The organism is Butyricimonas faecalis, assembly GCF_003991565.1.
GTDB lineage: Bacteria > Bacteroidota > Bacteroidia > Bacteroidales > Marinifilaceae > Butyricimonas > Butyricimonas faecalis.
This window is the reverse complement of sequence record NZ_CP032819.1, coordinates 4,764,816-4,781,190: the sequence shown is the minus strand read 5'-3', so window position 1 is coordinate 4,781,190 and position 16,375 is coordinate 4,764,816. Positions and strand designations below refer to the sequence as shown.

15 protein-coding genes and 1 pseudogene are annotated in these 16,375 nt (G+C 42.0%); 5 read left to right on the top strand and 11 right to left on the bottom strand.

Annotated features, from left to right (window positions below):
- Positions 1 to 2 precede the first annotated feature (2 nt).
- The 8 genes and pseudogenes from D8S85_RS20415 to D8S85_RS20380 all read right to left on the bottom strand — a co-directional run bounded on the left by D8S85_RS20415 (position 3) and on the right by D8S85_RS20380 (position 6,971).
- Complete coding sequence (locus D8S85_RS20415) at positions 3 to 713, bottom strand: glycosyltransferase family 32 protein (protein WP_106624132.1); 711 nt, start codon at positions 711 to 713, stop codon at positions 3 to 5.
- On the bottom strand, positions 703 to 2,199 hold the full coding sequence (locus D8S85_RS20410) for an oligosaccharide flippase family protein (protein ID WP_106624131.1): 1,497 nt from the start codon (positions 2,197 to 2,199) through the stop codon (positions 703 to 705). Before D8S85_RS20410 ends, D8S85_RS20415 begins: the two co-directional genes overlap by 11 nt.
- A 76-nt stretch (positions 2,200 to 2,275) precedes the next feature.
- Positions 2,276 to 2,551 carry a hypothetical protein gene (locus D8S85_RS20405; protein ID WP_148114324.1) on the bottom strand — a complete coding sequence of 92 codons (276 nt, stop codon included), beginning with the start codon at positions 2,549 to 2,551 and terminating at the stop codon, positions 2,276 to 2,278.
- Between the two features lie 210 nt (positions 2,552 to 2,761).
- Positions 2,762 to 3,310 (bottom strand): Panacea domain-containing protein, encoded by a 549-nt coding sequence (locus D8S85_RS20400; RefSeq protein ID WP_228423285.1) that lies wholly within the window; start codon positions 3,308 to 3,310, stop codon positions 2,762 to 2,764.
- A 123-nt stretch (positions 3,311 to 3,433) separates the two neighbouring features.
- Positions 3,434 to 4,470 (bottom strand): annotated as a pseudogene (wecB, locus tag D8S85_RS20395) (non-hydrolyzing UDP-N-acetylglucosamine 2-epimerase); the annotation flags it as partial.
- 57 nt (positions 4,471 to 4,527) lie between these two features.
- A complete protein-coding gene (gene wecC, locus D8S85_RS20390; protein ID WP_106624128.1) occupies positions 4,528 to 5,733 on the bottom strand; it encodes a UDP-N-acetyl-D-mannosamine dehydrogenase in 1,206 nt (401 codons plus the stop codon).
- 3 nt (positions 5,734 to 5,736) lie between these two features.
- The gene (locus D8S85_RS20385) at positions 5,737 to 6,441 is read right to left on the bottom strand and encodes a hypothetical protein (protein ID WP_205702815.1); all 705 of its coding nucleotides are present in this window, start codon (positions 6,439 to 6,441) and stop codon (positions 5,737 to 5,739) included.
- A 5-nt stretch (positions 6,442 to 6,446) separates the two neighbouring features.
- Complete coding sequence (locus D8S85_RS20380; RefSeq protein WP_106624126.1) at positions 6,447 to 6,971, bottom strand: UpxY family transcription antiterminator; 525 nt, start codon at positions 6,969 to 6,971, stop codon at positions 6,447 to 6,449.
- A 437-nt stretch (positions 6,972 to 7,408) separates the two neighbouring features.
- Between D8S85_RS20380 and D8S85_RS20375 the strand changes: the two genes are divergently transcribed.
- The 5 genes from D8S85_RS20375 (at position 7,409) to D8S85_RS20355 (ending at position 12,540) form a co-directional block, all read left to right on the top strand.
- A complete protein-coding gene (locus tag D8S85_RS20375; protein WP_106624124.1) occupies positions 7,409 to 8,101 on the top strand; it encodes a 4Fe-4S dicluster domain-containing protein in 693 nt (230 codons plus the stop codon).
- A gap of 80 nt (positions 8,102 to 8,181) precedes the next feature.
- On the top strand, positions 8,182 to 9,258 hold the full coding sequence (locus D8S85_RS20370) for a CoB--CoM heterodisulfide reductase iron-sulfur subunit B family protein (protein WP_106624123.1): 1,077 nt from the start codon (positions 8,182 to 8,184) through the stop codon (positions 9,256 to 9,258).
- Between the two features lie 77 nt (positions 9,259 to 9,335).
- The gene (locus tag D8S85_RS20365) at positions 9,336 to 10,358 is read left to right on the top strand and encodes an FAD-dependent oxidoreductase (protein WP_127075649.1); all 1,023 of its coding nucleotides are present in this window, start codon (positions 9,336 to 9,338) and stop codon (positions 10,356 to 10,358) included.
- A 38-nt stretch (positions 10,359 to 10,396) separates the two neighbouring features.
- Complete coding sequence (locus D8S85_RS20360; RefSeq protein WP_027200982.1) at positions 10,397 to 10,738, top strand: 4Fe-4S dicluster domain-containing protein; 342 nt, start codon at positions 10,397 to 10,399, stop codon at positions 10,736 to 10,738.
- Positions 10,739 to 10,749: 11 nt separating this feature from the next.
- Positions 10,750 to 12,540: a (Fe-S)-binding protein gene (locus D8S85_RS20355; protein WP_228423284.1), complete on the top strand. Its 1,791-nt coding sequence runs from the start codon at positions 10,750 to 10,752 to the stop codon at positions 12,538 to 12,540.
- Positions 12,541 to 12,600: 60 nt separating this feature from the next.
- On the opposite strand, the gene D8S85_RS20350 is transcribed toward D8S85_RS20355, so the two are convergent.
- The 3 genes from D8S85_RS20350 to D8S85_RS20340 form a co-directional block, all read right to left on the bottom strand.
- A complete protein-coding gene (locus tag D8S85_RS20350) occupies positions 12,601 to 13,701 on the bottom strand; it encodes a PdxA family dehydrogenase (protein ID WP_106624121.1) in 1,101 nt (366 codons plus the stop codon).
- A gap of 166 nt (positions 13,702 to 13,867) precedes the next feature.
- Positions 13,868 to 15,013, bottom strand: coding sequence for a TlpA disulfide reductase family protein (locus D8S85_RS20345; RefSeq protein ID WP_106624120.1), 1,146 nt, complete (start codon positions 15,011 to 15,013; stop codon positions 13,868 to 13,870).
- On the bottom strand, positions 15,010 to 16,368 hold the full coding sequence (locus tag D8S85_RS20340; RefSeq protein ID WP_172726549.1) for a thioredoxin family protein: 1,359 nt from the start codon (positions 16,366 to 16,368) through the stop codon (positions 15,010 to 15,012). The genes D8S85_RS20345 and D8S85_RS20340 overlap by 4 nt, the downstream gene beginning before the upstream one ends.
- Positions 16,369 to 16,375: the final 7 nt, after the last annotated feature.

The following is a 16,375-nucleotide window of genomic DNA, read 5'->3' as shown; positions in this document are numbered from 1 at the left end:
GCTTATCTACGGGATAATATATGTAAACACTTAAGTATCTGCACGGGTATCAACTTTTTAATCCTACGCTTACGCTGTTCCGAATGACTTAACCAACTCCCAGCAAAATGATGTATAGCACATGTATTCTTTGTAAAATACTCCTTTTCTCCTCGAGTAGATTTAGGACAAAAAAATTCTTTCGGATATATTGTTATAAGATTAGGAAAATCTTGATAAGTATTATTAGGAATTAAACCATGAATTAACATGTAATTTGTAATTAAATACACATTCGTTGTTAAGTCTAATGTTCCATCAGAATTTACAAATTTCCGATTGGTATAAACATCTAAATTTTCTTGTACCCAAGTTCCACCTTTTACACTAGCCATTATCCCAGTAGGAACATTTTTTTCACTTTCAAATCCAGAAAATGCTGTATGATGCAAAAACTTATCAATGGAATTAACTAATTCAACATCTGTATCCATATAAATTCCACCTTCATGATATAACGCATACAAACGTACCACGTCTGTTACAAAAGCAAACTTTCTGTTATCATATGCTTCTCTTGCATATGGATATAAATCCAAGTCAAAATTATCTTCATTCCATTCTTTGATAACATAATCTGGACAATACTTTTTCCAAGACTCTAAACACTTTAATGCCAAGTCAGGCATTTTACCTTTACCAAACCAACAATAATGAATAACTTTAGGAATCATATTTCATTTTAATTAATAAATATACTATCATAAATGCACAATGTAACATATATGCAAATAACAAAGCCCATGCAACTCCTATTGCACCAAATCCATAAGACAACAATATATCCGCAAATAAAATAAATAACACCGCCCACAACAAATTAAATCCAAATCCTATCCACATCTTTCCGTAACTTGCAATAACAATTCCTACAACAGAAGCTACTGATGTAAATATCGTAGAAAAAGAAATAATTATTAACGTCCAAACATCGTCAAATCCTTCGCCATACATTTGCATAATAAATGAGGCACACAACGAAACAATCAATGCCAAAACAAAAGTTAAGCCAGCATTCAAGTAAATATTGTATTTCAATACTTTCCAATACGATTTATTATTACCCTCACTCAATGTATTAGTCAATATAGGTAATAATATTCCACTAATAGCAGATGGTACAAACAAAATTACTACTTTCCATTGATCTGCAGCCTCGTATATTCCTAACTCACCATAACCATCTGAAGTATTTGCTAGCATTGTACGCACAATCCAAAATACAGGACCAACTAATAATGAAGAAAAAGCAGCGGGAATACTAAAATTATATAATACAGTAATATCCTTTGCTCGAACTGCTCTGTAATCCATACATATTCCATAATGAAGCATATTTCTTCGAATAAAAACAAAATATAATGCCGTCACCACAACATATCCTACTCCATATCCCAACAAAGCCCCCATAACGCCGTAAAAATATGCTCCAACTATCATAAAAATAAATTCTGCCATGGACGAAAAAAAAGTAGTAAGAGCAGACGAACGAAAATCTTCAAATCCAGATAATGTTCCTAATTGTGCACTATTTACTACTGAAATAAATAGTAATACCGCTCCAAAACGAATCTCCTCTACTAAATGAGGAGCATTTAATGTTTTATTTGCCAAATATGGAGCAGCTAATAATACTCCCAACATAGCCAAGAATCCAGTTACTAAAGCAAAACCATTGGTAAGTATGTATATTGAAGCAACCTTTTTCTTATCAGTATTCCTAAATTCTGCAATATATTTCGTTGCCGTAATCCCCAAACCCGCCGCACCAAATATGACAAACATATTAATAGTAGAACGAACTAAACCTAATTCTCCATATTGTTCCTTACCTAAAATATTAGCAACTACAATACCTGCTATTAATACAAAGAATTTTCCCAAGACAGTGCCACAAAAAGTCCAAAAAGCACCACGAGCCATACGACTTCCTATATCAGACAAGAGTATCCTATCATATAGTTTGCGAAGAAAAGAAGGTAAACAATCTATTACTTTTCGTCTATTCATTAAATTTTTATTATTTCTGAAGAAAACTTCATCATATAAGACCAATGTTAAAAAAATCCTCGGAGAAGTCCCCCAAGAAAACCAAGCAAATATTTTCTCATCAACAACGTGATCACGATGCAGTAGAAAAATAACGTTTTCCCCCGTCATCACTACTGAAGTACTAGATGACCTTACATTATACCACAACAAGTCAAACCAACCATTCAGCTAAATTATATTAACGTCATTTGTGATTGATTCCCTGTATCGGATTAATCTCATGATAAGGATCAAAAAACAGAATATAAATCACACCATTTTTTCCTAACATAAAATAGATTCTCGGGGCACGAGTATTTTTATTTCTGTTCGCAACAACTTTCTCATCCGTGTAAAGCGCAAAATGAAAAATTAATGGATTTACCTCAATCGCTTTAGGCGATATCTTAGATAACTCCTTTTTCAAATTTCCCCTAATATCTGTACGGAAAAAATGCAATTTTCTTTCTCTATTATCCAAAAAGTCATTTATAGTAGAAACAGATATATTTTGCATCAAACGAAAATACGACTGCGTGTCCCGAAGGGTAAATTCTTGCAAAAAATGATATGGAGTCTTATCAAGATCGACCAAATCATAACTCACGACAATAGGTACATTCTGAGAAATACATAAATCTTCATTAGATATTTTATAATCTAATTATCGTACAAATCCTCCTCTGAAAGATCAATTCCCATCATTTTTCTGTTTACGATTTCTGTCATGCCTCTCTTTGTAATACGAATACATCGTATCCAAAGAAAGTTCAATCGTAGATTTCTCATAAGGCCGAAATCCTTCCCGTTTTTCTGCCCAAGGTTGCTCAGAATGAGTAAAAAGAATTAATTGATTCTGAGTTTTTGAACCATACAAGTTTATAACGGATTCTATCAAATTAATTTGTTGTTCCGTCAAACCCAATTTCTCAGATGCAACTTTAAAACCGACACAAACATCCTTCTCTTCAAAATCAGATATATTCAAATGTTCACACATGCCAGACACTTTGTCCTTATACGCATCATAAATCACTGGATAAACAGGACCATTCACCCATGCTTGAGGGACATTAACAAATAATGTGTTTTCTCTTCCAAAGAACACCATGTGCCATGCTTGTGTATAATATAGAAGCTTTTGCAATTTAAGCGGACTTACGGAAAATCCTTTAGAATGCAAAGATAACCCTATATATTTGGTGAAATCCTCTATATTTACCATTTGAACATTATTCATGGATTATTTATTAAATATTATTTCAAAAATAGGGATAATAATTGAATATTCAATATTTTATCTCAGATAATTTAAAATCCTCCCACACGCCTTCCCATTCCCATAAGGATTCACCGCTTCACTCATCATCCCATAGTAATCTGGATCATCTAACAAACGAGAAACCTCCCCCACAATCCTGTCAAAATCCGTACCCACCAATTTCACCGTCCCTGCCCCCAATGCTTCCGGACGCTCCGTCGTGTCACGCATCACCAATACAGGTTTCCCCAATCCCGGGGCTTCTTCTTGTATTCCACCGCTATCAGTTAACACGATCGTAGACTTCTCCATCAGGTAAACAAAAGACAGGTATTCCAACGGCTCGATGAAAAACATATTTTTCAACCCCGACAAATCTTCACCGAACACCTCGTGTATAGGCTTTCGCACGTTCGGGTTCAAGTGCATCGGGTAAACGAAATCCACCCCGGGTATTTCCCGGACAAGGTCTTTATCGCTTGACACATGTTAATGAATCCATCCCCGAAATTTTCCCGCCTATGCCCGGTTATCAACACCAGTTTCTTGCCGCCATCCAAACGCCCCACGTCATACCCCGCCTTTACCAGGGAACGGTTCAGGGCAAAATCCAACGTTTTATCGTTCTTTATCCGGTCAACCACCATGTAAAGGGCATCGATAACCGTGTTGCCCGTTACAATAATCTTTTCATCACGCACGCCCTCATCCAGCAAATTTTGACGACTTAAAGGTGTCGGGGCGAAATGATACGTCGCGATACGCCCCGTTACCTGACGATTCATCTCTTCAGGCCAGGGACTGTAAATATTACGCGTTCGCAAACCGGCCTCCACGTGTCCTACCGGGATTTGCTGGTAAAAGGCCGCCAGGGCTGCTGCCATTGAAGTCGTTGTATCGCCATGTACCAGAACCAGATCGGGTTTCACCTCCTTCAACACGTCACGCGTTCCGGTTAAAACCCGCGTGGTCACGTCGTACAGGTCCTGCCCTTGCTTCATGATATTCAAGTCGTAATCGGGCTCGATATCGAATATACGAAGCACTTGATCCAGCATCTCCCGGTGCTGCCCGGTCACACAAACGATGGTCTGGAATTGTTCGGGGTACTTTTGAAACTCCTTCACCAGGGGAGCCATTTTTATCGCTTCCGGACGGGTTCCAAAAACTAGCATTACTTTTTTCATCAAAACAATTTATTTCTTGTAAATACCACAAAAATCAAGGATCACCTTCCGGTCCGTCCACGGCAAGGTCTTGAATTCATCATGAGCCACCAGCATCACCACGATATCCGCCCGCTCGTAAGCTTCCCGGTAACCCGTTAATTTAAACACTTTATGTTCTTGCACGTTAGGCTCGACGACAAGAATATCCGCGTTGCCACAAGATTGCATGACCTTGGTCGTGATATACTTTGCCGGGGACTCCCGCAAATCATCGATATTCGGTTTAAAGGCCAGTCCCATCATGGCGATCACGGGCTTGCGATGATGTTGTAATTCAAATTTCAACATCTCGTTCTGCACTTTCTCCGCGCACCAGAACGCCTTGTAATTGTTGATCTCCCGGGCGTCAGCGATGATCTTGGACTCCATCGGAAAATCCGCCGTGATAAAATAGGGATCAACCGCTATACAGTGACCTCCCACGCCACAACCGGGTTGAAGGATATTCACCCGGGGATGTTTATTGGCCAGGCTAATCAATTCCCACACGTTAATCCCCGCCTTGTCACAAATCAAGGATAGCTCGTTCGCGAACGCGATCTGCACGTCTCTCGAAGAGTTTTCCGTCAATTTACACATTTCTGCCGTGCGTGCGTGCGTCCGGTGTAACGTCCCTTGAACAAATCGGGAGTAGAACTCGATGGCCTTGTCCGTCGACTTTTCATCCATCCCCCCGATCACCCGGTCATTATGCACGAGCTCATAGATCACGTTTCCCGGTAACACGCGTTCCGGGCAATAAGCGATATATATTTTATCTCTCAATTCCGGACGTTCTCCGTAAATCAAATCCCGCATTTTCTCCGTTGTTCCAATCGGCGAGGTGGATTCTATCACGTACAGGTCTCCCGCTTTCAACAAGGGCAACACGGAACGGGTGGCCGCTTCCACGTAAGAAATATCGGGTTCGTGATTCCCTTTAAAAGGGGTCGGGACAACCATGAAATAAGCCTCGCAAACCTCCGGCTTCAGGGAAGCCTTCAATTGTCCATTTTTTACCACCTCTTGCAAGTACTCTTCCATTCCCGGCTCCACGATATGCAATTTCCCCCGGTTTGTCAATTCTACCACGCTCGGGTTTATATCAACCCCGGTAACTTCTATCCCGTGTTTCGCGGCAATAATGGCAGTCGGCAGACCGATATAGCCTAGCCCCATAAAACAAGCTTTCATAAATTATTTTAAATTAATATATTCTTTCGTTGCTAACCAATCAAAGCACAAGGAAATGACATTCATATTTTGCTCTTTTGTTGTTACTCCCGCTAAAAGGTTGTCCCCCAAAAAATTTATACATCCTAAGCGGTTATTCTTCCCTTTACCTCCAATTGTATTCTCATAAAATTCCACAGCCCGATACCACCTCCATACATTCTTTTTCTCCAAATCATCAAGCTTCAACTCAGCACGATACTCCAACCCCATCACGATCTCCTTTGCCAATCCCATGCACCTCTCCTCCCCCGTGAAATAATAACAACTACACAGCAACCTACACATCTCCGGAACCCGACAAGACAACACGATCTCTCCATCCCCCTTTGGGGATATAATCTCGTAAGCCGCATCCAACGCGATGTCCAAAAAATCCATATCGGAATAGGTCAAATAGGCTTCCATCAGATCGGCTACATATCCCACCCGATCTTCCAATGTCACAGATGGATCTTTTATCAAATCGGCTAATTCTCCCGCTATTTCCCGTATCCGTTCATGGATATTCCACTGGCTACCATACACTTCTTCCAACCACGGGTTTACTCGCACGATAGAATAAACTGAGATATACCCGTGTAGTAAACCGGACAACGCGGACGGGGGAAAATCCCCGATCGGGATGGCCGATACTTTCTTGTACAAATCATTAAGATTCATCGCCACTATCTCTAATTAATTTTTTCTAGGAATGATCCCGGAATGTAAGACGTTGCCACAGAAACAACCCCTTCCAGACGTACTATTACGCGTTTATGCCCCTTTATACGAAGCAATTCTCCCTCAAGCCCGATCAATGGACCTTTAATTACTCGAACTCGATCTCCCCGCTTTAACTCTTCATTAATCACCTCCACGGTGGAATCTGAAAAGTCAAGCAAGAACATGAAATCACGCATTTGCTTATCGGGAACTATCAGCAAATGACGAGTTTCTAAATCTTTCAGGTAAACGACATTCAAACCATGTTCATTCAGTAACGAGAAAGCTGTTATTTGATCCGTCCGTATAAAAATCAAATGAGGGATCAAGATTACTCGCATGTTTTTCCTCCCGGAAGAAGTTTCACGCACCTCCTCACGCATGGCCAGATAATTCTCTATCTTCAAGCCATCCAGCCTTTTTTTAACCGTTAATTCCTGATTGATTCTAGTGTACGCCGCATACCAATGCAATACTCTCGTACCCTCTGACATATATATAATTTGTGAAATCTGAATCCTCGCGATGGGTTTATAATAATAGCTATCACGAATGATTTGGATACGCTTCGCGCACTAACCTGTTGAAACAGGCCTAACATTTTGTCCATGCGCTCCACGTCCCATCCTTAAACAGGTACAGCACGTAAAAGCTGTCTTTTGGGAAGAAATGACACCCTTCCTCATGCACATAACCTTATTATCTCGAAAGAAATGACCGATTATGTGCAACAAATATACGATTTTTTATTTGTTAAAATCAAATACGGATATTTTTTCTTTTTGTTATCAAATCATGCGATTATTTTGAAAACCGGGTGGTATAAATACCCTACACTTTACGCATTTCTCTCCTTTAGTTGCAAAGTATTAAGATATACTTTTGTATGCAAAAGAATTATGACGAATAATTTTTCCATATAGAGTTAATTATGTCAGAGATTTTAAAGAAGTTACAAAAAGATATTCATTTCATTGAAGGCCTAAATAGCTGTATGAACTGCGGAGTATGCACGGCAATTTGTCCGGCAGCCGAATTCTATAACTATGACCCGCGGGTGATCGTGGAAACCGTGCAACGGGGAAATGAAGAAGAGATCGAAGAGTTGTTGAAGAGTGACACGATCTGGTATTGCGGGGAATGTATGTCTTGTAAAACCCGTTGTCCACGCTGCAACACGCCGGGCCTCGTGATCATGGCATTAAGAAAAATATCGCAGGAACTGGGATACTTTGTCTATTCGGAAAAAGGACGTCAGCAATACGCGCTCAAACACGTGATCGGGGAATCTATCCTTAGAAGAGGATATTGCGTTACCCCCGACCTAGTGAAACCGGAAATGCACCCAGAGCAAGGCCCCGTGTGGGAATGGATATACGAGCATCTGGATGATGTGTACGAACGCATGCACTCGAACTACCGCAAACCGGGAGCCGGAGCGTTGCGGGAAGTGGATTCGGAAAGTATGAACGAATTACGAAAAATCTTCGATGTGACCGGAGGAACCGAATTTATGGAAAAAATTGACAGTTGCTCCCAACAAGTGGCCAACGAGGAAAAAGTTGATCTGGAAGAGGCTTATTTCCTAAAAATCTACATGGAGAACAGCGGAAGACACCAGTAAGAAAAATTTAAAATTTAAAGTTTAGAATTTAGAATGGGGATGTGATGGGAAATCTAAAATTGAAAATCTAAAATTGAAAAATGAATTTAGAGGGTAAACAACAGATATGGAAAGATTATCAGAAAGAAATTGCTGATGATCACTATTTTTACGCGAGAAGTTGTATCCGCCAAACTTTCTTCCCGGGATCGGAATGGGCTTACTTGGATATCATGAAAAATAAACTGGGAAAAGATGTTATTGATGACCCGCGACACACGACTTGCACCGGGATCGGATATCACTCCGATATAGTTCCGGTAGAAACGATCATGACGGTTGTCGCCCGCCATTTTGCCCTTATGACAGAAGCCGGGTACGAAAACATGACTCCCTCCTGCATCACGTCTTTCGGTATTTATACCGAGATTCTGGAAACCTGGCACCATCACCCGGAAGTGGAAGAAAAAATCAGGGAATACCTTTGGAAAGCCACCAAACGGGAATTTAAAAAGCCTAAAAATCTTGCTCACACGTCAGACATAATCTATAAGTTCAGAAACGAGATCGCTGCCCAGGCAAAATACAAGCTGGTAGACGTTCACACGGGAAGACCTCTCCGGGGAGTGGAACACATCGGGTGTCATTACTCGAAAATGTTCCCCACGAAAGGAATTGGTGGAGCCGAATTTCCGGCCGTATTATCCGGTATGATTTATGCCTGGGGCGGCGATGTGATTGATTATCCGGAAAGAAGACATTGTTGCGGTTTCGGTTTCCGTCAATACCTCGTGATGGCCAACCGGGGATATTCCGTGGCTAACTCGAAAAAGAAATTTGAATCCATGCAACCTTACGAACCAGACTTTATCGTGGCCAACTGCCCAGGATGTGCCATGTTCATGGATAAATGGCAATACACGATCAGCGAGATGGAAGGCACCACCTACGGACAGGACGGATACGGTATTCCCGTGCTGACTTACGAGGAACTCACGGCGCTCGTCTTGGGGTATAATCCTTGGGAAATCGGGATACAGATGCACCAAGTTTCCGTGGAACCCTTGCTGGATAAAATGGGCATCCCGTATGATCCGGAAGCCAAATTCAAAAACATCCGGGGAGAAGACATCGGGGCACCGAAATGTCCCACGTACTTGAGAATCGCAAAATTATAATGTTAAACCACAAAATTGAAAAAAGAACCATGAAGCCATTCATTTTCAACTTTCAATTTTCAATTTTCAATTAATATATGGCAAAAGTCATCATCATCGGAGGAGGTCCGGCAGGCTGCGAAGCCGCACATCAACTGGCAAATCAAGGCATCGACGTGGAATTAGTCGAAAAGAACAACGAAACCGGCGGTAACTTGAACAATTGGTATCAACTATTTCCTGACCGGAAATCAGCCAAGGACCTGAACGACATATTAAAACAAAACCTGAATCACCCGAAAATTCGGTTGCACTTGGGCATGGAACCCCGGAAGATTGAGAAGAACAAGGAAGGCAAATTTCTCGTACCTCTCAGTGACGGTAGCTTACTTGAAGGTGACTCCCTATTAGTTTCCACGGGATTCAAAATTTTCGATGCCCGCCGCAAGGAAGAGTACGGCTACGGAATATATGAAAACGTGATTACTTCCGTGGAACTGGAAAACATGTTCTACAACCATTCAATCAGGATGGCAAACGGGAATACCCCCAAACGTATCGGGATCATCCATTGCGTGGGCTCCCGTGACGAAAAAGTATGCAATTACCATTGCTCCAAACTCTGCTGTATCACCGGGGTAAAACAAGCCATAGAACTTCGGGAATTGTTACCCGACACGGAAATCTTTTGTTTCTACATGGATATGCGTATGTTCGGACCAGGCTACGAGGAGATGTACCGGGAGGCTCAGGAAAAATACAATATCAAATTCGTGCGAGGCAGATTGTCCGAGGCCGCCGAAAATATCAACAAGCAATTACAAATCAAGGTGGAAGACACGCTTGTCGGGAAACCGTTGCGCATGACACTCGACATGATGATCCTGTTAGTCGGCATGGAATCCTCGGAAGGCAGTCGCCAGATGGCAGAAACGCTGGGGCTGAACTTGGCACCCAATGGCTTCATCAAATCCCAAGACCCACACTATCGCAACAACAACACGAACGTCGAAGGCGTTTTCGTGGCCGGATGCGGAAGTGCCCCGATGAACCTGACCGACACGCTGGCTGATGCCCGCTCGGCAGCAATGAACATTATGGAATACATGAAAAGAATTTAGAGTTTAGAATTTAAAATTTAAAATCTAAAATTTAGAAGATGATCAATTTTTGGGGTTACAGCATATCGGAAACACGGAGTATCAATTACGATACGAACGACAAATCCATGACGGAACACATCGCACGCGTCGTTCCCAGTAGCAAATTGTGCATCGGTTGTGGCGGGTGCACGGCGGGATGCACGGCGGGAAATCTCACGGACTTCAACATCCGGAAAATACAGATGCTCATGAAGAGAGGAGAAAATAAAGAGGCAAAAGAGCAATTACAGAAATGTATGTTGTGTGGGAAATGCATGTTGGTCTGCCCGAGAGGTGTGGAAACCCGGAAGATGATTTTAGAAATGCTCAACTATATAAAAACAAAATTGAAAAGCTGAAACCAATCACTATGCAGCAATACGAATACACAAACAAAATATATTACGACCACTTTGTCTTACCCTTCACGATCGGACTGATCGTACTATTGGGATATTTGTGTGTAAAATACTACAAGTGGATCAAGAGCTTCCCGAAAGAAGAACGTAAAAAGATTCGCAAAGGATTATTTAGCTTGAAGACCATTCATTCCGGTTGGGAAATTTTCCGGGAAAGTTTGTTGCATCACAATATATTCAAAACGAACCCCATGCTGGGATACATGCACATGACCTTTGCCTTCGGGTGGTTCCTGTTGATCGTTGTCGGGAAAATCGAATCCATGGTTTATCATACCAGTGCTTTCAACCCGCCTTATTTCGCTATCTTTTTCCGTTATTTCCACCCGGCGAAAGAGACCTTCCCGTATAGTGAATTTTTCGTTTTCTTGATGGACCTGATACTGACATTCCTGTTAATCGGAATCTTACTAGCCGTCACCAAACGTTTCTGCTCCCGCATTTTCGGCATGAAGAAAACCACGAAACAACGGGCTTACGATCTGCTCATATTAACGGTTCTCTGGCTTATCTTCCCGGTGCGTTTTCTGGCAGAAAGCTTCACAAGCGGACTGAATGGTGGTGGTAGCTTCCTCACGTACAACGCGGGTAACTTCTTCAGTGGATTTCTACCCCTGGAAAACCTTTCCTATCCTGCCTGGTGGCTCTATTCCTCCCTGCTCGGGTTATTCTTTTTGCTATTACCCTTCTCCCGGTACATGCACATTCCGACCGAAATGGTCTATATTTTCTTGAAAAACTGGGGAGTAAAACAAGGCAAAGAATACAACGGATTTAGTGAAATTCAGGTCAATTCCTGTTCCCGTTGCGGAATATGTATCAACACCTGCCAACTGAACACGTCATGCAATATCAATGACACACAACCCGTCTACTTTCTTCGTCGCCTGCGCAATCACGAGGAATACGCCAAGCAAGCGGAAGACTGCCTGATGTGCGGACGTTGCGAGAACTCCTGTCCCGTGGGAATCAATTTAAATGCCATCCGTCAAAGCAAAAGACCGGATATATTAAGAGTAACCAAAGAAACGTATGCTTATGTGCCCCAACCGGAAGTGAAACCCGCTAAAGTCGCTTATTTTGCCGGATGCATGAGCCATCTTACCCCAGGCATTATAAAATCCATGCAGCAAATTTTCGAGAAAGCAAAAGCGGATTACACGTTTATTGATGAAAAAGCCGGGGTTTGTTGCGGGCGTCCGTTAGCTCTTTCCGGGAACTGGAAAGCAGCACAAGTGGTTATGGACAAAAACCTGCAAATGATTGACGCCTCACAAGCGGACATCCTAGTCACCTCCTGCCCGATCTGCTACAAAACATTCAAAGAAGATTACCTGTTGAATATAAAAATCATGCACCACACGGAATACATCGATATGCTGATCCGGGAAGGCAAATTGAAAGTCAACGCCCTTGATTTGAAAACCGTATTCCACAATCCATGTGAACTGGGAAGAGGCTGTGGTGTGGTGGATGCCCCCGAAAATGTACTGAAACAAGTAAGCCAAAAAATTCCGACAGCTTATGACGGGAAAAAATCACTCTGTTGCGGGGGAAGCTTGGCAAACACGGCTATTGATGCCACGCAAAAAACTAAAATCAGCAGTGATACCGTGAAAGCATACGCGGCATACCAACCGGACGTAATCGTCACGGCATGTCCCCTATGCAAAAAGACATTGGGTAAAACCTCACTGGAAATCCCGGTAAAAGATATAGCAGAAGTAGTTGCAGAAGCCTAAAAACAAAAATGGGATTCCCCAAACATAAAAGAATCCCATTTTTTGTTTTTACCAAGAAGCTTAATCCTCAAGCTCTTCCTTCACCCCTTCTATCTGCTCCACATTCAAATCGCTTTCATTACTATTGGCAGCAATATCATAATGAGGAAGCGGGTTCTTCTGCAATTCAATATTTTGTTCCCGGTGTACACAAACATCCATCGCTAAATACAGGGCATTACGAAGTCCTTGTTCATCACCCATATTCTGCCCCACAATATCATAATGAGGATCCGTTAAAGACATCGAACAGATCACGGGTAAGCCGGCAACATAACAAGCAGCCCCTTCCTCATCCACGGACTTAAATGCCACAACACCCTGATCGTAATACATGGCGAGAACCGCGTCAAATTTCTCGTACATCCTCTCCGAGAAGAAACGCTCGGCCGAAAAAGGTCCAATAGCCATAATCCCCTCTTCCCGGGCACGCTCAATCGCCGGAATAATAACATTCACTTCTTCATCTCCATTCTGGCCGCAATTCACCTGTGGATTTAACCCCAAAACAGCAATCTTCGGTTTCAAAATAGTGAAATCCTGACGCAAAGTATCATCCAGCAAGGTCAATTTCTTGAAAATATTCTTTTGTGTTATCTGATGCGGCACATCCCGCAACTTAACCTGTTCGGTCACGAATCCCATCTTGATCTTCTCTCCCACCAAGATCGACATAATATCCGTCGTATTATAACGCTTACCCAAATATTCCATCAACGACCCGGCCTCCTCCGTGAAGAAAGTATTCGGTCCATGAGGAGCCAACATCAACACATCTATCTCGTTTCGATCTAGCTGATCCAAGCCATACTTCAAGGCAATCATGGCAGCCTGATCCGATTCGGGCGTCTCTTTTCCTAAATCCACCTTCACGTTATCATCCACGCAGTTGATGATATTAGACCTTTTTCCATTTGCCTCCCCCGGCTCACGAATCGTGTTTAAACTAAAGTTCTCAATATTTAATACCTTCCGGTAGTAGGCTGCCACTTTAGGCGACCCGTATAGAATAGGAACACACAACTCGCAAATCCGATTCTCTGCCAACAATTTTATGATCAACTCATAAGATATTCCGTTTACATCCCCGTGCGTGATTCCTACATTCAATCTGTTTTCCATAGTTTATTTCATTTCATACCATGGACAAAGATAGTAAGATTTTGCGTAAAAATAATAGAATGAGGTGCAATAACCTCTACAAATGACGACATAGACGCTTTAGGCAGAAAAAGAGGGCGTGTCGGACAATTACCCCCGACAATCCCTCAACGTTCCTACTTATCGTTTATTCTCCGAATACTTCCTGCAATTTTGCATCTATCGGCTCGGATTCTCCCACGGCTCGTACAACAATTTTTCCTTTATCGTCAATCAATACTTTCGTAGGGAATGCCGTGATGGCATAGTCTTTCACCACATCACACTTATCTTTCCCCTCGTTATTCAAAATCTGCGTCCACGTCATACCATCTTCCTCGATAGCTTGCAACCACATTTCACGAGCTTTAGAACCGTTCTCTGTTGCAATATTAATGACCACCAGACCTTTATCACGGTATTTAGCCTCAACCTTTTTCAAGTGAGGATGGGAATCCCGACAAGGACCACACCAAGAACCCCAAAAGTCTAGTAGTACATACTTTCCCCTGTAATCTGACAAACGTATGGTATTCCCCTCCTTATCCACTTTTTCAAAATTCGGGGCAGTAGCACCTACTTCTGTACGCAAGGCAATATCAATGGCTCCTTGCATCTCTTTCCCCAAAGGCATCTCTCGCAAACTCTGGTCAAAAGTCGCAAAAATAGCCACATAATCCTTTAACGTGAAATCATTACGCATACCGTTCAAGAAATACATGGCCGCATAACTGGAGGGATTCCCTTTGATAAAACTGATCTTTTCTTCTTTTTCTTTTTCCGCTAAAGCCATCCGTTGCTCGCCTAAAGCCACCTGCTCATCCTCGGTTATCCCTGAAGCATATGATCTATGCAACAACTCAAACATCTCGTATTCCAAAGGTAATGTTTTGACATACAACTTCATCAGGTCATTGTTCCATGCCCCACCTTTCCATTGCAATTCCGGCCAACGAGTATTATCCATGCTAATTTCCAATTTCGTTCCCGGTTCCATGAACAGCGTAACACTCGGTCCGGGCACAACTCCCATACCTGACGGGATAATATTATGCGGATCTCTTGACACGAGCGAAGCAACAATAGGTTCTTGTAATTTTTTCCGGTAACTCAATTTTCCGTTTTCCACCCGAATCGTATCCAACACGAAATTACCATCTTTCTGGTAGGCACAAATCAAAATTTCTTTGGGATAAGAACTGATTGTTCCCGTAATCACGAACTCGTCTTTCTGAATGGAATTGCACCCTGCCAACAGGGCTACAATTCCAAGTAAAATTATCACTTTCATCATTTATTATTTTTAATTTTATCCAACTTCCCATGAATACGTGCAGCAATAGCATCATTACCCGCCGGCATTTTATCCAACGCTTTTTCCATTTGCCAAAGAGCCTCTTTCTGATACCCCATCTTGTACAACACCTCGGCCAACGTTTCATAGCAAGTAAAATTGCCAAATAACGTAATTGCCTCCAATGCCCATGTTATCGCCTTATTCAGCAACTCTCGATTATCCGAAAGGCGAGCAACATTAGCAGCAAGATCACGAAAACTAAATGCCAAAGAAGAGGACTCGTTGATTCCGGCAAATTGGATCGTGAAAGCCAAATGTTCTGGGGTCTGTGAAGCAATTCCCGATGGATCTTTAATTAAATTCTGCAAGAATTGCATATATTTTTCATGGTCTCGTTCCAAACAATCTTTTTCCTCTTCAAAAAGAATATCTGCATGTTTCTCTGCCAACTTCTCGAATCTCAGTTTATCTTCAACGGCAGCATAAAATCTGGAACGACTTTTCACTTCCTCGTTCGCCACGTCTGCTCCCAATTTCTCATTCAGAAAAGCCATTACCTTCAGGTAACTATCAAAACGCTCCTCATTCTTTTCTTTCACGGCACGACTATAGGAATATCTACCCATACTATAGCTAAGAAACTCAGCCATTCTTTCAGCCTTCATTCCTGTCATTTCACGAATACGCTCCCAGTTTCTCATGATAAAATCGGCACATGCGCCTCCGGCATTCAACTTATTGTCATAAGCTAACAACTCTTTTAAAAAAGTAGTATCCATCAAATTCTTCTCCTTTTCAATGCTCACGTATTGATCAAGAATATCTGCGTTATCCAATTTCGCCCGATTACGCTTGGCAATATATCCTTTCACGAAAGAAGCGTTATTCTTTTTTCGTGAGTAGAGAGCTTCCCACTCTTCAATCGTCCGCTTATCAGAAAACTCTGCCAAAGCTATTTTCCCTTCCGCAATAAATTTTTCTGCCGGCATGTACGATCCTGAACGGTAAAATAATTTTCCATTTCCGTCCACGTACAAATAAGTAGGGAACGACATAATCTGGTACGTTTTTGCAACTTCCACTCCATCCCCTTTCTCACAATCCAGTTTATAACAAATAAAATTAGCATTATAAAAATCCCCGACTTCCTTCAATGGAAATATCTCACTCACCATCTTTTTACAAGGACCGCACCAGCTGGTATAATTATCCACGAACACCAATTTATTCTCCTTCTTGGCAATCTCCAAAATCTCCTTCCAGTTGCCTTCACGAAACTGGATACCCTGCGCCAGCAGCGACATGGTAAATCCACACAGTATTATGACACTCAGTACTAATTTTTTCATCATATCTTCT